A 19,000-nucleotide genomic window follows, 5' to 3' on the forward strand; every position below is an offset into this window, starting at 1 on the left:
GATGTTTAAAAGTATTTTAGTACCGCTCCACCTAGCGTATGCAGAAAATCACAAAAAATTGTTTGCAGGCGCGTTAAAGGTGCTTGATGAAGAGGGCGGAAACCTTTCGTTGTTGTACGTGAACGAAAACCGTGTGCATGGGTCTGTGTATCCTATCTTGGATGAAGAAAATGAAAAGCACTATAATCACGATGCTTTTAAAAGATTACGAGAAATTGCTAAAGAGCATCAACTCCCTACGGATAAAATCTCCTTTAACATCCGAAACGGTTCGGTGCACCGAGAAATTTTAGAAGAAGCACGCAGGGTAAACGCCGATGCGATTGTGATGATGGCAACCAAGCCGGGCTTGGGAAGCTATTTTATCAGCAGCACCGCCGAGCGGGTCATTCGCCATGCGGCGTGTTCGGTTTTTGTAATTCGCTTAAGCGACTACTAGACTTCTGATAAAGCGACATTATAAAAGCGGTGCATTATAATGTCGCGCAAAAACGTTACATGTAAAGGATAAGAATGCAAAAAATTGAAGTAACTTCTCCGTATGACGGGAGCGTGGTGGGGTCTGTGCCCTTACAAACAACCCAAGAGGTTCAAGCAGCAATCGACTTAGCACACGCGACATTTTTAGACCATAAAAACCATCTTCCCAAACACCAACGGGTAGCGATTTTAGAAAAAATTGTCGCACTGATGAGTGCCCAAGTGGACGCACTGACTAAACTGTGTGCGAGCGAAGGCGGTAAGCCGTGGATGGATTCGCAAGTGGAAGTGCACAGGGCGATTGGTGGGGTGAAATTAGCCATTGAAGCCTTGGGCGCCCAAGAGGGAAAAGAAGTTGCCATGGGCCATACGGCAAGTTCTGTTAATCGCCTCGCCTTTACGTTTCAAGAGCCCATTGGTGTTGTTGCGGCAATTTCCGCTTTTAACCACCCGCTCAATTTGGCCGTGCACCAAGTCATTCCTGCCATTGCGACAGGGTGTTCTGTGATTATTAAACCTGCCACGCAAACCCCGATGTCTGCCCTGCGTTTGATTGAGATTCTAGAAGAAGCGGGCTTGCCAAAAGGCTGGGCGCAAGCGGTGGTGTGTGGAAGAGAGGGTGCCGAGCTTTTGGCCACTTCGCCTAAAATCAACTTTTTGACCTTTATTGGCTCAGGTGCGGTTGGTTGGTATCTTAACTCCAAAGTCGCCCCTGGCACACGGGTTGCGCTAGAGCACGGCGGGGTTGCCCCTGTGATTGTGGAGCCTGATGCGGATGTGGACGAACTGATTCCTTCCATCGGAAAAGGCGGGTTTTACCATGCAGGGCAAGTGTGCGTGTCGGTGCAAAGGGTGTATGTGCATGCGTCTATTTGCGATGAGGTTGCCACAAAGTTGGCCGCGTACGCTTCTAAACTGGTCGTGGGCAATCAACTAGACCCCAAAACCGAAGTAGGCCCGCTTATCAACCCTAAAGAAGTTGATAGGGTGGAAGCGTGGGTGAATGAAGCGGTGGTTCAAGGGGGAAAAATCTTAACGGGCGGCAAGAGGATTTCTGACACATGCTACGCGCCTACGGTGATTCTTAACCCATCAGACAAGGCGCTTGTTTCCACCAAGGAAGTTTTTGCCCCTGTCGTGTGTGTGTATGCGTATGCGGAGATGGAAGAGGCGATTGATAGAGCCAACGCCCTAGAGGTTTCTTTTCAAGCAGCGGTGTTTACTAAAAACATCGACAACGCCCTAAGGGCAGTGAAGCGCCTCAACGCTACAGCGGTAATGGTAAATGACCATACCGCTTTTAGGGTAGATTGGATGCCTTTTGGCGGCGCAAAAGCCTCAGGGCTTGGGATTGGTGGCATTAGTCATTCCATGAAAGACATGACCAACGAAAAGCTTGTGGTTATTAAATCCAGCGTGTTGTAGGTTTTTGTAGCTTTACATGTAAAAGCCCCGTGTGGGAGCTAAAACAGTATACTTACGGTGGCGTTTACATGTAAAGGAAAAACGATGCTTATTCCGTGGAGCTCCTTGGCGTTGATGGTGCTTCCTTTGATGGTGCTTGGGGTTGTTATGGCCCGTTGGGGGTTTTCTCTAAAGCCCCTTGGCGTCGCTTCGGCGCGTATGGTCTTGCAGCTTTTAGCCATTGGGTATGTGCTTGTTTTTTTATTTGAAGCGCCTAGCCCTTGGGTGAGCGTGGGGGTTTTTGGTGTGATGCTTGGGGCTTCGACTTTTATTGCCAAAAGGCACATGAAAGAGCGCGGAGCACGTGCCCTTGGTGCCTTGCTTTTAAGCATTTTCCTTGCCTCGGCTAGTATGCTAGCCTTGGTAATGCACGTTGTTGGTACAATGCCGTGGTACCATCCTCAGTCGTTTATTCCCCTTGCGGGGATGATTGTTGCCTCTAGTATGAACGCGTTGAGCCTTTATGCGGAACGTTTGGCCAGTGAAAGGGAAAAACACCCCTTTGAGGTGGCCAGAAACCGTGCTTTTAACGCCTCGCTTATTCCGCAATTTAACAGTTTTTTGGCCGTAGGGTTAGTGTCACTTCCTGGGATGATGACCGGGCAAATTCTCTCGGGTGTTTCGCCGATGGTGGCGGTGCGGTATCAGATTGTCGTGATGGTCATGATATTGTGCACGGCAGGATTTTCCGTGGTGATTTATACGTTTTTTTCCCAAAAAAGCCGAGGTTAATTCTTTATTTACTTGGGGTTTAGAAGGTGTTTACTCCTGCGGACTATACTTTCAGAGTCCATAGCGACAAACACTCCTTTTTGTAGTACTAAGATTTTTCACCACGCTAGGCATCTGGGTTACCCGCCCCGGATGCCATTTTTTTTGGTACAATCTCCCCCATGAAACCCTTCCTTCTTTTTTTAGCAATCGCCACTTCGCTACTAGCTACTACACTGCATTTGTCTATCCCTGCAAACCCGAGTCGTTTTAATCCCCTTCTTGCCACAGACAGTGCTAGCAGTTCCATTACGCGGTGGCTTTTTAACGGCTTGGTGCGTTATGACAAAGACGGCAATATTGAACCAGAACTTGCCCAAAGCTTTACCTTTCTCTCTCCCACACTGCTCGAATTTCGTTTGCGCCAAGACGTTACGTGGAGTGATGGTACACCCTTTAGCGCTAAAGACGTGCTTTTTACCTACGAAACCATTCTTTCCCCTGAAATTTTTACCCCTTATTCTAGTGGGTTTTCCCATGTAGAATCTGTTGACATGGTGGATGAATTTACCTTACATGTAAGGTATAAATACCCCTATTTCAAGGCGTTGGAAATTTGGATGATGGAAGTGTTGCCGCACCATTTACTAAAAGATGAAAAGGCATTGATGACATCGCGCTTTAACCAAGCTCCCATTGGTACGGGGCCTTATATCCTAGAGACCTTTACGCTTTCTAAAAACATTGTGTTGCGGGCTAACCCCACTTATTTTAAAGGAAAACCAAAGCCTGAGCGCTTGGTATTTCATTTTTTACCCGATAATGCAACCGAATTTATGATGCTCCGCTCTAGAAAACTTGACCTTAGCAGCATCACTCCCTTACAGCACGAACGCCAGTTGGATGCAGGGTTTCACGATTTTTACGCCGTGCATGAGAGTATTGCGCACTCCTATGCGTACGTGGGTTTGAACCTTGAAGACCCGAAATTTCAAGACCTCCGTGTGCGCCAAGCCCTAAGCCTTGCCATTGACCGTCAAGAGTTGGTGGACATTTTACTCTTTGGGCATGGGGAAGTGTGCACAGGCCCCTTTCTCCCCCGCACAAATGCCTTTAATCCTGAGGTAAAAGCCCCTTCCCAAGAGAGTGAAAAGGCCAAAGCCTTACTCGCCCAAGCGGGATACACGGCAGAAAACCCTTTGGAGTTTACCCTGACGACCTCTTCAGGGTCCCGCGCGGCCACCGCAGAAGTGTTGCAATACCAACTGGCAAAAGCGGGAGTAAAGATGCGTATTCGCGTGATGGAGTGGCAAGCCTTTTTAAATACCGTCATTTTGCCTCGCCGTTTTGAAGCCGTGCTGCTTGCGTGGAATTTAGGCCTTAAAAGTGATGCCTACAGCATTTGGCACAGCGAATCTAGGCGCAAAGGTGGGTTTAATTTTGTGGGGTATGCTAATGGGCAGGTGGACGCGCTCATTAAAGAAGCAGAACGCACGGTAGATGATGAAAAGTTTGGGGAAATTTACCGCGAAATTTACCAGCACATTGCGCAAGATGTGCCCTATTTGTTTTTGTATATTCCTAAAACCTTAAGCGTTGTTAATCGCGCCATTGCTCCTGTGGAACCTGCATTTATCGGCATTGCGCACAACCTAGAAGCGTGGGAAAAGCTAGAGAAGTAGCCTTTTAGGGTATAATGAATTGCTTTTTATTTTACCTTAAAGGACGCGTCATGAAAAGAATTGTTATTGCGTTAGTTGCGGCAACTGCCCTTGTCGCCAGTGAGGCTGCCTATGAGTATGAGATTACTCCTACAATCGGCGGTGTAAAACCCGAAGGAAATCTTGGACTTAAAGACCAGCTAAATTATGGGCTACGTTTGGGAAAAAATGTAGATGGATTTATCTTTGACCAAATCGAGTTAGGTATTGAGCACGCTCCGCGTGTGGGCATTAAAGGCTCGGGTTCAAAAACAGACATCACCCGTTATTTTGCCAACATCATCAAAGAATACGATGTGGCGGTAAAAACAAAACTTTACACCCTTGTAGGGGTGGGGTATGAGCACCTAAGCAACAGATTTGACAAGAATCACGATGCTATGTTTGGCCAATACGGAGTAGGCGTAAAATACCAACTCGTCAATGATATGTGGCTCAAAGCAGACGTGCGCCATGCTATCAAGTTTGACTACGGCGCCAATAACCTCTTTTACACCGTAGGTTTAGGAATCCCCTTTGGCCCAAAAGCCACCAAGCCAGCACCCGTAGAGCCAACGCCTGTGGTTGCTCCAGCACCCGCGCCAGAGCCTACACCCATGTCCTTTGCTCCTGTTGTTGAAAAAGATACCGATGGGGATGGTGTGATTGACCGTCTTGATGAGTGCCCTAACACACCTGCGGGGGTTGAAGTGGGAGCTGATGGATGTGCTAAAATGGTGACACTTCGGGTAGCCTTTGACTTTGACGAAGCAAAAGTTCAACCTGAATTTATGCGTGAAATCGAAGAAGTTGCGGACTTTTTGAAAGTGCACGAAGTGTTTACCGTGCGCCTTGAAGGGCATACAGACAGCAAGGGTGCGGAAGCTTATAACCAAAAACTCTCCGAAGAACGTGCTAAAGCTGTAGCTGCAGAGTTGACCCGTTTGGGCGTCAAAGCACACCGCATTACTACCGTAGGTTTTGGTGAAATGCAACCCGTTGCTAGCAATGACACAGAAGAGGGCAGAGCGCTTAATCGCCGTGTTGAGACAAAATTTAAAGACTAGGTAGTGCGATGGAGTTTGAATCAATAGCAACCCTAGCGGGTGTATATGGATTAAAAGTTTTAGGCTCGTTTCTTCTCTTTTTTGTGGGAAAGAAACTTGCCAGCTGGGCTTCCATGCTTGCGACGAAGATGATGGAAAAGGCCAAGGTGGAAATCACCTTGACGCGGTTCTTTTCCAATGTGATTTACGGGCTACTCCTTGTGGTGGTTGCCCTTGCCGCACTCTCTAATGTGGGCATTGAAACCACCTCTTTTGTAGCCGTTTTAGGAGCCGCAGGTTTGGCGGTTGGCCTTGCGTTTAAAGACACCTTTTCCAATGTGGGCGCAGGAGTTTTGCTCGTGGTGTTTCGCCCTTTTAAAGTGGGCGATTTCATCAACGCAGCAGGTGAGTCTGGTACGGTGGAAGAGATTAACCTCTTTAGTACCTTTATGCGCACAGGGGATAATAAACTTATTATTGTTCCCAACGGGCGCATTATCGGGGGAAATATCACAAACTTTTCCGCTAAATCCACACGCCGTGTGGACTTGGTCTTTGGCGTGAGTTACAGCGACGACTTGCTACTCGTAAAAGAAACTTTGCGGGAGACTGTTACTGCAGATGGGCGGGTTTTACAAGACCCTGCTGTGTTTGTTGCGGTTTCAGAACTTGCCGATAGCAGCGTCAATTTTGTCGTGCGCGCTTGGGTCAATAGCCCTGATTATTGGGGGGTCTATTTTGACACCATTGAGCGCGTTAAACTGGCGTTTGATGCCAAAGGCATTACAATTCCCTTCCCTCAAGTGCAACTCCATAAAGACTAACACGGCACGACCCAGACACTTCTGGGTCTATCATACGTTTTTTATGCTCCATAGGTACAATGCCATCTACATGTAAAGGATTTTGTTTGCAGGTTATTTTATTTGATTTAGACGGAACATTGATTGATTCGACCGAGGCAATCATTGGCGGGTTTTGCGCTGCCTTTGAGCGGCATGATCACCCAAAGCCTTTACAAGAAGCCGTGTGCGCCTTGATTGGACATCCTTTGGATGTGATGTTTTCACAACTGGGTGTTGCCCCTGAACAGGTGCAAGGATACGTGAGCGCGTACAAAGAGCATTACCGTGTGGTTTCAAAACCTCAAACAACCTTACTGCCCACTGCGCGTGAGGCCATTGCTCTAGCGCACTCTTTTGCAACCTTGGGCGTTGTGACGACGAAGACAAGCCGATACTCTCGTGAGCTTTTAGAGCACATGGGTGTGATGCACTATTTTGACGTGCTCATTGGGCGAGAAGATGTTACCCATCCCAAACCCCACCCCGAACCCGTTCTTAAAGCACTCGAAGCACTGGGTGCCTCAAAAGCTTCGTCTTGGATGGTAGGTGATACCTGCATGGATATGCTAGCGGCAAAAGAGGCGGGTATTTGTGGTGTGGCGGTGACGTGTGGGTATGGTGCCCTTTCGCACCTGGAAACATGTGCGTCACATGTTACAATTTCACCCATGGAGGCAGTAGAAAAAATCCTGAAATTGAGTAAGAACGATACAATCTGAAACGTATTCTGAAGCTAAATTTCATGATTTTTTCATTTTGTCTCTCTTTAGTGGGACTTAAGAGAGACAAAAGTAGAATAAATTCCATTTCTACATAAGATGAGATCAAAAATACATAATGCAAGGGGAACCTATGGCAAAAGTCATGCGAACGATGGACGGTAACGAGGCAGCAGCACACGCTTCGTACGCCTTTACAGAAGTGGCGGGTATCTACCCGATTACACCTTCTTCTCCAATGGCTGATTATACCGATCTTTGGGCGGCAAAAGGAAAGAAAAACCTTTTTGGTATGCCTGTTAAAGTAGTTGAAATGCAATCCGAGGGTGGCGCGGCTGGCACAGTGCACGGCTCACTCCAAGCGGGAGCACTTACCACAACCTACACGGCTTCTCAAGGCCTTTTACTTAAAATTCCAAACATGTATAAGATTGCAGGCCAGTTGCTTCCAGGCGTCATTCACGTGAGTGCAAGAACCTTGGCAACCCACGCGCTTTCAATTTTTGGTGACCACCAAGACATTTACGCGGCGCGTCAAACAGGCTTTGCGATGCTCTCCACAGGCTCCGTGCAAGAGGTCATGGACCTTGCAGGCGTGGCGCATCTTGCCGCCATTAAAGGACGGGTTCCTTTCTTGCATTTTTTTGACGGGTTCCGCACCTCCCACGAGATTCAAAAAATCGAAGTGATGGATTACGCAGAGTTTGACCGATTGCTTGACAAAGAAGCAGTACAAGCCTTCCGCGATGCCTCCTTAAACCCTGCCTCGCCTAAAACACGCGGTACAGCACAAAACGATGACATCTATTTCCAAGGCCGCGAAGCACAAAATCCTTTCTACGAAGCTATTCCTGATATCGTTTCGGGGTACATGAAAGAGATAACAAAAATCACAGGCCGTGAGTACAAACCTTTTACCTTCTACGGTGCTAAAGATGCGACCCGTGTTGTGGTAGCCATGGGTTCTGTGACGGAATGTTTGCGTGAAACGGTGGATTATTTGGTGGCTAAGGGTGAAAAAGTGGGCTTGATTGTGTGCCACTTGTACCGCCCCTTTAGCGCGAAATACCTCTTTGATATATTGCCTGAGAGTGTTGAGAAAATCGCTGTGCTTGACCGTACCAAAGAAGCAGGTTCTGTGGGCGAACCCCTTTACCTTGACTTGCGCTCGGTGTTTTATGGACGCAAGGACGCTCCTATCATCGTAGGCGGACGTTACGGTCTTTCTTCCAAAGACGTGGACCCTGCGCAAATGCTAGCGGTCTTTAAAAACCTTGAGAGCAATGAACCTAAAAATGGCTTCACTGTGGGCATTAACGATGACGTAACCTTTACCTCGCTTCCTTTGGGTAAGCCCATGAGCCTTGGTGGTGATGACGTGCGCGAATGTCTCTTTTACGGTCTTGGTGCAGACGGTACGGTAGGGGCAAACAAAAACTCTATTAAAATCATCGGCGATAAAACCGACTTGTATGCCCAAGCCTATTTTGCCTATGACTCCAAAAAATCTGGCGGCTACACCCGCTCACACTTGCGCTTTAGCAAGCACCCTATCCGTTCAACCTACCTCGTGTCCAATCCTCATTTTATCGCCTGTTCGGTAGCAGGATACCTTGATATGTACGATGTGATTGGCGGTATTCGCGAGGGTGGTACATTTTTGCTTAACTCCATTTGGGATGCAGATGAGACCCTCAGCCGTATGCCCAACAGCGCGAAAAAAATCTTAGCCGAGCGTAAAGCGAAGTTTTATATCCTCAATGCTACTAAGCTAGCGCGGGAAATCGGCCTAGGCAATCGCACCAATACCATCATGCAATCGGCGTTCTTTAAGCTTGCCGATATTATCGACTACGAACAAGCTCAAACCTACATGAAAGAGTTTGCCCACAAATCTTACATCAGTAAAGGTGAAAAGATTGTAGAGCTTAACTACCAAGCCATCGACCAAGGTGCTAACGGCCTTGAGGAAGTGCCTGTAGACCCAGCATGGGCTAACTTGCCTGAAGAGAGTGACAAGCAAGACGCGTATGTGGGCACAACCTTTGTGGAAAAAATCGCCAAGCCTGTCAACGCCGCCAAGGGGAATGATTTGCCCGTGTCTGTGTTTAAGGGGTACGAAGATGGCTCCTTTGAGCACGGTACAAGCGAATACGAAAAACGCGGTATTGGCGTTATGGTGCCTAAGTGGATTGAAGAAAACTGTATTCAATGTAACCAGTGTGCCTTTGTATGTCCGCACGCGGTCATTCGTCCTTTCCTTATCAACGACCAAGAGATGGCTAGCGCGCCTGTGGGTGTCAAAAACCATGCTATCGAAGCCAAAGGCAAGGAAGTTAAAGGGTACATGTACAAAATCCAAGTTTCCGCACTGGATTGTACGGGATGCGAATTGTGCGCCGAAGCGTGCCCTTCTAAAGAAAAATCTTTAGTCATGGTGCCACTGGGCGAAGAGCTTGAAAAAGGCGAACAAGAAAACGCGGATTATCTGTTTAAAAAAGTGACGTACAAAGACGACGTGGCGGGCAAACCCAATGCGAAAAACATTCAGTTTGCACAACCCTTGTTTGAATTCCACGCCGCATGTCCAGGGTGTGGCGAAACACCGTATTTGACCCTTGCGACGCGTATGTTTGGTGATCGTATGATGATTGCAAACGCGACAGGATGTTCTTCAATCTATGGGGCTTCCGCACCGACAACACCGTACCGCAAAAACGACAAAGGCGAAGGCCCCGCATGGGCAAACTCCTTGTTTGAAGACAATGCGGAGTTTGGTCTAGGGATGGAAGTGGCGGTTGAAACCATGCGTCACCGCATCGAAAACATCATGCACGAAACCCTTGAGAGCGCACCTAACGCCCTAGCGGCCTTGTATAAAGATTGGATTGAGTTTAAAAACGACGGTAAAAAAACCCAAGAAATCAAAGAAAAACTCCTTCCATTGCTAGAAGCCAACCAAAGCGCGCCAGGCGTGAAAGACTTACTAAGCCTCAAAGGCTACTTGGTACGCCGTTCACAGTGGATTGTTGGGGGCGATGGTTGGGCCTATGACATCGGTTATGGCGGCCTTGACCACGTGCTTGCAAGCGGCGAAAACATCAACGTTTTGGTGCTTGATACAGAAGTGTACTCCAACACAGGCGGCCAAAGCTCTAAGTCTTCCCGCGCAGGCTCCATCGCGCAGTTTACTGCCTCAGGTAAGCCGATGCAGAAAAAAGATTTGGGCTACATCGCCATGACGTATGGCAACATTTACGTGGCACAGATTAACTCCAATGCTTCTCAAGCGCAAACCTTTAAAGCCCTTGAAGACGCTGAAGCGTACGACGGACCGTCTTTGGTCATCGCCTACTCGCCGTGTATTGCGCACGGGATTAAAGGCGGCCTTGGACAATCAGGCAACCAAGGGGAGCTAGCGACCAAGTGCGGTTACTGGCCAATCTACACCTACGACCCACGCTTAGAAAAAGAGGGCAAAAACCCCATCAAAATCACAGGCAAAGAGCCAGATTGGGAAGCGTATGAGTCTTTCTTGATGAACGAAGTACGCTATGTTTCGCTCAAAAAATCCAACCCTGTAGAAGCCGACGCCTTGTTTAAGAAAAACAAAGCCGACGCGATGCGTCGTTGGCGACAGCTTTCGCGCTTAGCGAGCCTTGATTACTCCAACGAAGTTGCGGAGTAAGCAAGTTTGGACCAAAACCATCTTTAGGTGGTTTTGGTCCCCCTTACATGTAAACCATTTTCCCCCTTACATGTAAACCATTTTCCCCCTTACATGTAAACCATTTTCCCCCTTACATGTAAACCATTTTCCCCCTTACATGTAAACCATTTTCCCCCAAAGCGATGCTATTTTTCGTAGCACAGATTACAAAATTTATGTAATGAAATTAATTATCAATTAAGTAGTTAACGCTATAATTGACGAAAAATTTCCCAAAGGAGTTTCATGAAACCTGTACATTATTTGGCGAGTGCCTTACTTGTTGGCGCAAGCGCCTTGATGGGCGCTGGCGAAGTAAACCTTTATTCTCACCGCCATTATGACACCGATAGAGCGCTGTACAAAACCTTTGAAACCCAAACGGGTATCAAAGTAAACGTTGTACATGCCAATGCCGAAGAGTTGCTTGCGCGCCTTAAAATCGAAGGGGCAAATTCTCCTGCGGACGTGTTTATCACGGCAGATGTGGGTAACTTGTACGAAGCCAAAGTTGCTGGCGTGCTTCAAACGGTGGAGTCTCAAACCCTTAATGACACTATCCCTGCCCACTTGCGCGACAAAGACGGCCAGTGGTATGGTCTAACCAAGCGCGCGCGGGTCATTGTGTACAACAAAGAAAAGGTAGACCCTGTCACGCTCTCGACGTACGAAGCCCTTGGTGAAGCCAATTTCCCTTACAAAATCGCCACGCGCACTTCGGCTAATGCCTACAACAAATCCCTCATGGGCGCCATGATCGCGCACCATGGTAGCCAAGGCGCACTTGCGTGGGCCAAAGGAGTGGTTGGGAACCTTGCCCGTGACCCCAAAGGAAACGACCGCGACCAGATTCGTGACACCGCTAGTGGTTTGGCCGATGTGGGCATTGCCAATACTTACTACGTGGGACGTTTTATCACTTCCGCTGACCCTGCCGATCAAGAAGTGGCGAAAAAAATCGGTATTTTCTTCCCCAACCAAAAAGACCGTGGCACACACATTAACATCAGTGGTGCTGGCGTAACCGCATCGGCCAAAAACAAAGAAAACGCTATCAAGCTTTTGGAATTTCTCATCAGCCCCCAAGCGCAAGAAAACTTTGCCCATGCCAATTTTGAATACCCCATCAACGCAACAGTACCTTTAAGCCCTGTTGTCAAAGCGTGGGGCGAGTTCAAAGAAGACACCCTTTCTCTCACAACAGTGGGTGAAAACAACGTAGAAGCGGTGAAGGTTTTTCAAGCAGCCCAATGGAAATAACCCGCCTCAAATCCCTTGTCGCCCCACTTTTTGGGGCGATGCTCTCCCTTCCCATTCTTTACCTCCTTTTTTTTGCGCTAGCCAAAGGCTTTTCTCTGGAGGCATTTGCAACCTTAAATTTGGGCACCTATGCAAAAAATACCCTGCTTTTAGTGTTAGGCGTTGGGGCGCTCACCTTTGTTTTGGGAGGCCTTAGTGCGTATTTGGTGGCGAGGTTTACGTTTTTTGGCAGCAGGTTTTTAGGGGCCGCATTGGTTTTGCCCTTGGCCTTGCCCAGTTATGTTGTGGGGTACGCGTATAACGGTGTTTTTGAGTATGCGGGCCTTTTTTCCCAACTCACGGGTCTGGCTTACCGCTTAGATATTTTAACCCTTCAAGGGGTTATCATTATCTTTGGCCTTTCCATGTACCCTTACGTGTTTATCGTCGCGCGCGCAGCATTTTCGGGGCTTTCAAACTCCGTTGATGAGGTTGTCAAACTCCAAGGCATCGGCCCTGTACGCGCGTATTTTCGCGTCTACTTGCCTTTGGTGTACCCGGCGTTTTTTATTGGACTGTTTTTAACCTCCATGGAAGTCATCAGTGATTATGGCACGGTGTTGTATTTTGGGGTGGAAACCTTTAGCGTAGGGATTTTCAAGCAGTGGTTTGGGTATGCGGATTTGCAAGGGGCGGTCAAAATAGCGCTTGTGCTCATGCTTTTTGTGTTTAGCTTCTTGCTCCTAGAGTCGCGCGCCAAGGCACGCATGCGGTACGCTACGGGCAGTTTTAGCGCCAAAACGCTCCAACGCCAACCGCTAGTTGGTGCCAAAGCGTTGGGCGCCTTTGTTTTTTGCGCAGTGTTATTGCTTGTGGCCTTTGTGGTTCCCCTAAGCGTGCTTGGCTACTGGGCTATTTTGGACCCGCACAGTGGCAGTTTGGAATTGTGGCGCTACACCCTTGGGACGCTCTCTATCAATCTTGGCAGTTCCTTGGTGATTATGGTGTGCGCTTTTGTGGTGCTTTTTTTCACCGTAGCCTACAGCACACCCCTTTCTAAGATCGCGTATCGGGTGTCGCTTTTGGGCTATTCTGTTCCTGGTGCGGTGGTGGGGATTGGGGCACTCCTCTTTTTTAGTAGCCTAGATAACGCCTTGGGGCAGTATTGGTTTGGGGGGACGTTTTTTGTGCTCACCTTTGCCTACGTGGTACGCTTTTACCCCGCGGGAGTAGGCACGCTTAATAGCGGGTTTAGCAAGATAACCACAGAGCTTCAAGAGGCGAGCAAACTTTACGCTAGGGGGGAATTTCAGCGGTTGTGGAAGGTGAGTTTTCCCATGGTCAAAGGGGCTTTTGTGGGCGGGTTTTTGATTGTGTTTATTGACATTAGCAAAGAGCTTCCTGCGACGTTATTGTTGCGCCCTTTCAACTTTGACACCCTTGCCACGCGCATTTACGAATTGGCCAGCAATGAAATGCTCCCCGCACTTGGATTGCCCGCTTTGGTATTGCTTTCCATGACAACCGTGGCCGTGTTGCTACTTAATCTTAGGATATTTAAATGAGTCTTTTACATGTAAGGAATCTGGAAAAAACCTTTTGCAACGGTGCAATTTGCGTGGCAAAATCTATCAATTTAGAGATAAACGAAGGGGAAATCTTTACCCTCATGGGCAAAAGCGGTTGCGGAAAAAGCTCTTTGTTGCGCATGATTTGTGGCTTTGAAACGCCCTGTAGTGGAGAGATTGTCTTGGGTGGAAAGACGCTTTTTGCCAAGGGCATTAACCTTGAAACCAAAGAGCGGGAGCTTTCTATCGTGTTTCAAAATTACGCGCTTTTTCCGCACATGAGCGTGGAGGAAAACATCCTCTTTGGGGTTGAAAAAGAGGGCAAAGCACGCGTAGGGGCACTGCTTGAAAAAACAGGCATCACTGCCATTAAAAAACGCCTTCCCCATGAGATAAGCGGAGGACAACAACAGCGCGTGGCCTTGTGCCGTGCCCTGATTCGTCAGCCAAAACTTTTGCTCTTGGATGAGCCTTTTAGTAGCGTAGACAGCGAACTGCGCGCCAGTTTGCGGGATGAGTTAAAACAGATGATTAAAGCCTTTGGTATCACTTCCATTTTTGTGACCCACGACCGCGAAGACGCCTTTCACATGAGCGACCGCGTGGCCCTCATGGCCCAAGGGGAAATCTTGCAAGTGGGCGATGTGGAGACGCTGTATAAATACCCCAAAAACAAAGCCTGTGCCCAATTTTTAGGAAAGATTAATGTCTACGAAAAAGAGGGAAAAGAGGTGATGTTTCGCCCTGCGGATGTACATGTAAACACCAATGGCGCGCTAAAAGGGGAGGTAAAAGAGTGTATTTTTCACGGGTTTTTTTACGTCGTACTCGTACACACGCAAGCAGGAGAGATGACGCTCTTTACCAAAGAACCTCACCTTCTTGCTGCGCCTATCGCCTTTGATGTGCTTAACGGTTAAGCTGTGCGCTTAGGGCTTCGTTGGACTTGACCACTTCGCCACTGCCGTGGATGACATGGGGGATGCACGCCGTGCAAATATGGACGAGTTCGCCCCCCTTGTTGGCTTGAATAAATACCGCGGAGGCGTCCGCGTCACTAGGACGTCCACAGACGTTACACACTTGAATGCCGTTGATTTCCATACTAAATCCTTTGAAAAATTTGGCGTAGTATAGCAAGTTGAACCACCCTAGGCATTGAGGTGCGTCAAGGGTCTTTAGGCGTCTAGGAGCTTTTCTCCCTTGACGACTTGCTTTTTTAATACCGCGATAGACTCTTTTAAATCCTCAATCTCCGCGGGGTCTTTTGCAATCCTAAGTTGCAGTTTAAGCTCGGCGCGTTTTGCCTTGAGTTTGCGTACAAGGTCTAAGATAGCCTCTTTTTTGCTAGAGGTTTCAGGCTCAATGATGCCAAACATTTCTTGAATACGCTCGATAAATTTACGTTTTTTCATGGAGTGCTCCTTTGAGAGGCGAGGTCTTCGTCGCTTTGGGTGATGACTTCGTGGGTGTGCTTGTACAAGGCGTAATTGGTAAATAGGATTTTGGCCATACTGGTAAGATTGCCCGCAATGGCGCTAGCATACGCCGTGTCGTTCATGAGGGAAGTGGCCATGGTGTTGGTGATTTTTTGTTCGCGAATGAGTTTGTCTAAAGAGCGTCCCGAAACGGCGTCAAAGGCTTTGCTTTCTAGCTCAATCTTGCCAAAAAATAGGGTCAGCATCTCCTCTTCTTCCGTGTTGAGCAGTAAATTAATGTGGCGCAGTTGTTTGATGAGGCTCGCGCGAATAAAATTGTACTCTTCGGCAATGTACGCGTTGGATGAGGCGAGGTAGCGGAGCATGTTGGTTTGAAGGTGCTTGGCATCTTTGATGGCTTCGGCTAGGCGTAAGGACGCACGGCGAATCTCCATAATCGCTTCCGTGTCGGCCTCGTTGGCGTTGGTTTGCGCACGCACCGCAAAGGCGATGATTTTGCTGTAAATGGGTTTAAATTTGCGCTCGTACAAATCTTCCATGTCTTTGGGCATGGGGCGGGAACGTTGGGCGATAATTTCTTCAGGGGCGATACCTGAGGTGATGTCACCTGGGCGCACACTTAGGGCGTAAGCGATGAGGCTTTGGCCGTTGATGTAGAGGTGTTTTGTCTCTTTAAAGAGGACTTCTTTGGCCGCATCAGGGAACTCAAGGGTAGCCTCATTGAGGTAGAGCACATCATCTGTGCGCACAAGGGTTTTGGTTTGGGTGGTGATGTAAGTGTCTAAAAACCACACCAGTGTGCGTGTAAAAGGGAGCATCAATGCAATGCCAAGGGTGTTAAAAAGGGTGTGAAATAAGGCAAGCTTGAGGGTAAAATCTCCGGCTTTGATGCCTATCCATGCACTGAGTACCTCTACCATGTCCACCAGTTGGTATATAAACATGATTGCGACAATGCCTGTGGTGAGGTTAAAAATCAGATGGGCGATGGCGAGTTTTCGGCCTTCTATGTTTGCCCCAAGGGCGCCAAGCATGGCCGTGACCGTGGTGCCAACATTGGACCCAATGGCCAAGGCCAAGGCGTTTTCATAGCTGATTTGCCCTGCGGCTAAGGCGGTGATGGTAAGCACCAAGGTGGCGTGAGAAGATTGCATCACAAGGGTAGCAAAGATGCCAATAAGGGTGTAGAAAAAGACACCTTTGAAGCCCGTCATGGCGTATTGGGAAAGATCAAGCGTCTCTTTAAACGCTTCAAACCCTTCTTTCATGTAGTGAATGCCTAAAAACAAAAACCCAAGACCCGCTAGCACGTACCCCAGGCCTTGCAAGGGCTTGTCTTTGCGGAAAATAAGCATCATGCCAAACACCAACATGGGCATAGCATACACCCCAATGTCCACCTTAAGCCCAAAACCCGCCACCAACCATGCGCCCGTGGTAGTGCCCAAGTTTGCCCCAAAAATGATGCCAATACCCGCACTTAGGGTGATGAGGCCTGCGCTTAAAAAGGAGATAGTAAGGACTGAAACGAGGGAACTTGATTGCATGAGGGTGGTGGTAATGACACCAAACCCAAGGCTTTTGACGAGCTTGTCGGTGGAGCGTTTTAGGATGGTTTCGAGTAGCCCGCCCGAAAAGGCTTTAAAGCCGTTTTCCAAGGAGAGCATACCAAAGAGAAAAATCGCCACGCCTGCACTGATGGTCAAAAAATCCGCACTTTGTGTAAAGGCGTACCCAAGGGCAATCATTACTAAAAAGACGATGGAACGCTTCATGAACACCTCGTTAAATAAGTGGAAAACATCATCATACCGCGTTGCGCTTAAAAAAAGACTTCCGCTAAGACCTTTACATGTAAAAGGAAAATTTACAAGGATTCATCCTCGAAGAGGGCTTCGTGTGTGTGGGTAAACAAGGCTTTATGAATGAGTAAAATTTTGCTCATTTCGAGTAAATTGGTAGCAATGCTAAGGGCATAGGCGGTGTCGTTCATCAGCGACGTGGCCATAGTGCTTGTGATGCGATTTTCACGGATGAGTGCGTCTAGGGAGCGCCCTGAGATGACATCAAACGCCTTAATCTCTTGCGTTACCTTTCCTAGGGCTAAGGCCAAGGTTTCTTCTTCTTGGGTTTCCATGATTTCTTGCAAAAGGCGCAAGTGTTTGATGAGGCTTGTGCGAATAAAGGCGTACTCGTCTTTAATAAACGTATTGGAGCTTGTGAGGTAGCGAAGCATGTTGGGTTGCAAATGTTTGGCATCTTTGATGGCCTCAGCCATGCGTTGGGCCGCACGCCGCACGTCCATGATGCTCAGGGTGTCGGCCTCGTTGGCGTTAGTTTGGGCCCGCACCGCAAAATCGATGATTTTGCTGTAGATGGGTTTAAATTTGCGCGCGTACAACTCTTCGATATTTTTATTCATGGGCTGGGTACGCAAGGCAATCACCTCCTCGGGAGAGAGGGTGGAAGTGAGGTCTTTTGGCGTAATATTGATGGCGTAGGCGAGGATGCTTTGCGCATTGTTAAAGAGGTGCTGGGTTTCTTGAAACAACACCTCTTTAGCCGCTTGGGGCGCATCAAGGGCTGTGTCGCTAAGGTAGATGGCATCGTCTGTGCGTTGCAATAAAGGGTTTTTTAGCACAACAGTAGCCTCTAAAAACTTCACCAAGGGACGAACAAAAGGGAGCATAAGAAGGACACCCATGAGGTTAAACAAGGTGTGAAACAAGGCCAGTTTCAAGGTGTCATCTTCTGGTGCAATACCGACCCAGTGAGAAAGCACGGCCACCACCTCCACCAGTTGGTAGATGAACACTGCCGCAAGGAGGCCTGTGGTGAGGTTGAAGATAAGATGGGCAATCGCAAGGCGTTTGCCTTCGATATTGGAGCCCAAGGAGCCAAGCACGGCTGTGATGGTAGTGCCGATATTGGAGCCAATGGCCAGAGCGAGGGCATTTTCATAACCAATTTGCCCCGTGGAAAGTGCGGTGATGGTGACCACCAAGGAGGCACTTGAAGATTGCATGATGAGGGTGATGAGCACCCCAAAACCGATGTAAATGAAGACACCTTTGTACCCACTGATGGCGTATTGGGTTAAATCCACCACGTCTTTGAAACTTTCAAACCCCTCTTTCATGGTGTGAATGCCCAGAAAAATAAACCCAAGCCCTACTAAAATATACCCCGTGCCTTTGTAAAATTCTTGCTTGCGCAAGATGAAAATCACCCCGAAGGTGAGCATGGGCAGAGCGTAGGCGCCGATATCTACCTTGACCCCAAGGCCTGAGATGAGCCACGCCGTCATCGTGGTGCCAAGGTTCGCCCCAAAAATGATGCCAACCCCCGCTAAGAGCGTGATAAGACCTGCGCTTAAAAAAGAGATGGTAAGGACTGAAACCAGTGAGCTAGATTGCATTAATGCCGTGGCCAATGCACCAAAGGTAACGCTTTTGGTTAGGGTGTTGGTGGAGCGTTTCAAAAGGGTTTCTAAGAGTCCGCCTGAGAAGGTTTTAAAGCCATTTTCCAAAGAAATCATGCCAAATAAAAAGATAGCAACGCCCGCGCTGATGGCCAAAATGGAAGTATGGCGAAAGAAAAGAATTCCCAGTGCCAGAAGCAAAAGTGAAAAAAAGAGTTCGGTGCGTTTCACGTCAGCCTCCTGCGTAGTATAAGAGTGACAATCATACCGCGGACTTGCTTAGAACACAAGGTTCTCTTCAGGTTAAATGAATATAATAACGATTATCAATACAAAGGGGTGGTGATGCAAGTCTTAGTGGTCGGGGCCGATGAAATTCGTCCCATCATAACCGTTCTTGAAGAACTAGGTGCGCGTTCCATTACTCACTGGGATGCACGAAACGAAAACCGGGTCAATCGCAAGTCTATCCCATGTGATACCTCGTGCGTGGTGATGCTAACGTCATTTCTCAACCACAACACCATGAAAAAAATCAAAACCGAAGCCAAAAAACGCGGCATTCCTCTGGTCTGCGCCAAGCGTAGCGTGGGATGTGTGTATAGCGAATACTGCAAAGTTTTTGGTCTTAGTGAAGAGTACGGCTGCAAAAAATAATC

The 19,000-nt window shown here is 48.2% G+C and carries 16 protein-coding genes; 12 read left to right on the top strand and 4 right to left on the bottom strand.

Features of this window, described 5'->3' with window-relative positions; translation table 11 throughout:
* Position 1 precedes the first annotated feature (1 nt).
* The 11 genes from AC5SLM_RS11585 to AC5SLM_RS11635 all read left to right on the top strand — a co-directional run bounded on the left by AC5SLM_RS11585 (position 2) and on the right by AC5SLM_RS11635 (position 14,401).
* Positions 2 to 439 carry a universal stress protein gene (locus tag AC5SLM_RS11585; RefSeq protein ID WP_495251120.1) on the top strand — a complete coding sequence of 146 codons (438 nt, stop codon included), beginning with the start codon at positions 2 to 4 and terminating at the stop codon, positions 437 to 439.
* Positions 440 to 513: 74 nt separating this feature from the next.
* Positions 514 to 1,905: an aldehyde dehydrogenase family protein gene (locus AC5SLM_RS11590; protein WP_495251121.1), complete on the top strand. Its 1,392-nt coding sequence runs from the start codon at positions 514 to 516 to the stop codon at positions 1,903 to 1,905.
* Between the two features lie 84 nt (positions 1,906 to 1,989).
* A complete protein-coding gene (locus AC5SLM_RS11595) occupies positions 1,990 to 2,676 on the top strand; it encodes an ABC transporter permease (RefSeq protein WP_495251122.1) in 687 nt (228 codons plus the stop codon).
* Positions 2,677 to 2,837: 161 nt separating this feature from the next.
* A complete protein-coding gene (locus AC5SLM_RS11600) occupies positions 2,838 to 4,337 on the top strand; it encodes a peptide-binding protein (RefSeq protein ID WP_495251123.1) in 1,500 nt (499 codons plus the stop codon).
* Positions 4,338 to 4,387: 50 nt separating this feature from the next.
* Positions 4,388 to 5,422, top strand: coding sequence for an OmpA family protein (locus AC5SLM_RS11605; protein WP_495251124.1), 1,035 nt, complete (start codon positions 4,388 to 4,390; stop codon positions 5,420 to 5,422).
* Positions 5,423 to 5,430: 8 nt separating this feature from the next.
* Positions 5,431 to 6,225: a mechanosensitive ion channel family protein gene (locus tag AC5SLM_RS11610; protein WP_495251125.1), complete on the top strand. Its 795-nt coding sequence runs from the start codon at positions 5,431 to 5,433 to the stop codon at positions 6,223 to 6,225.
* A gap of 86 nt (positions 6,226 to 6,311) precedes the next feature.
* Positions 6,312 to 6,965 carry an HAD family hydrolase gene (locus AC5SLM_RS11615; protein WP_495251126.1) on the top strand — a complete coding sequence of 218 codons (654 nt, stop codon included), beginning with the start codon at positions 6,312 to 6,314 and terminating at the stop codon, positions 6,963 to 6,965.
* Between the two features lie 133 nt (positions 6,966 to 7,098).
* On the top strand, positions 7,099 to 10,653 hold the full coding sequence (gene nifJ / locus AC5SLM_RS11620) for a pyruvate:ferredoxin (flavodoxin) oxidoreductase (protein ID WP_495251127.1): 3,555 nt from the start codon (positions 7,099 to 7,101) through the stop codon (positions 10,651 to 10,653).
* 267 nt (positions 10,654 to 10,920) lie between these two features.
* Positions 10,921 to 11,934 (top strand): Fe(3+) ABC transporter substrate-binding protein, encoded by a 1,014-nt coding sequence (locus AC5SLM_RS11625; RefSeq protein ID WP_495251128.1) that lies wholly within the window; start codon positions 10,921 to 10,923, stop codon positions 11,932 to 11,934.
* The gene (locus tag AC5SLM_RS11630; RefSeq protein ID WP_495251129.1) at positions 11,925 to 13,478 is read left to right on the top strand and encodes an ABC transporter permease; all 1,554 of its coding nucleotides are present in this window, start codon (positions 11,925 to 11,927) and stop codon (positions 13,476 to 13,478) included. The genes AC5SLM_RS11625 and AC5SLM_RS11630 overlap by 10 nt, the downstream gene beginning before the upstream one ends.
* Positions 13,475 to 14,401: an ABC transporter ATP-binding protein gene (locus tag AC5SLM_RS11635; protein ID WP_495251130.1), complete on the top strand. Its 927-nt coding sequence runs from the start codon at positions 13,475 to 13,477 to the stop codon at positions 14,399 to 14,401. Before AC5SLM_RS11630 ends, AC5SLM_RS11635 begins: the two co-directional genes overlap by 4 nt.
* Here the strand turns inward: AC5SLM_RS11635 and AC5SLM_RS11640 are convergent.
* The 4 genes from AC5SLM_RS11640 to AC5SLM_RS11655 form a co-directional block, all read right to left on the bottom strand.
* Positions 14,391 to 14,585, bottom strand: coding sequence for a hypothetical protein (locus AC5SLM_RS11640; protein WP_495251131.1), 195 nt, complete (start codon positions 14,583 to 14,585; stop codon positions 14,391 to 14,393). The genes AC5SLM_RS11635 and AC5SLM_RS11640 overlap by 11 nt on opposite strands.
* Positions 14,586 to 14,659: 74 nt before the next feature.
* Positions 14,660 to 14,896 carry a hypothetical protein gene (locus AC5SLM_RS11645; RefSeq protein ID WP_495251132.1) on the bottom strand — a complete coding sequence of 79 codons (237 nt, stop codon included), beginning with the start codon at positions 14,894 to 14,896 and terminating at the stop codon, positions 14,660 to 14,662.
* On the bottom strand, positions 14,893 to 16,695 hold the full coding sequence (locus AC5SLM_RS11650; RefSeq protein WP_495251133.1) for a Na/Pi cotransporter family protein: 1,803 nt from the start codon (positions 16,693 to 16,695) through the stop codon (positions 14,893 to 14,895). Before AC5SLM_RS11650 ends, AC5SLM_RS11645 begins: the two co-directional genes overlap by 4 nt.
* Positions 16,696 to 16,787: 92 nt before the next feature.
* Positions 16,788 to 18,572, bottom strand: a complete 1,785-nt coding sequence (locus AC5SLM_RS11655) for a Na/Pi cotransporter family protein (protein WP_495251134.1) — start codon at positions 18,570 to 18,572, stop codon at positions 16,788 to 16,790.
* 114 nt (positions 18,573 to 18,686) lie between these two features.
* Here AC5SLM_RS11655 and AC5SLM_RS11660 point away from each other — a divergent pair, with 114 nt between their 5' ends.
* Positions 18,687 to 18,998 (top strand): DUF2325 domain-containing protein, encoded by a 312-nt coding sequence (locus tag AC5SLM_RS11660; RefSeq protein WP_495251135.1) that lies wholly within the window; start codon positions 18,687 to 18,689, stop codon positions 18,996 to 18,998.
* Positions 18,999 to 19,000: the final 2 nt, after the last annotated feature.

Source organism: Sulfurospirillum sp. HTRB-L1, from assembly GCF_059415125.1.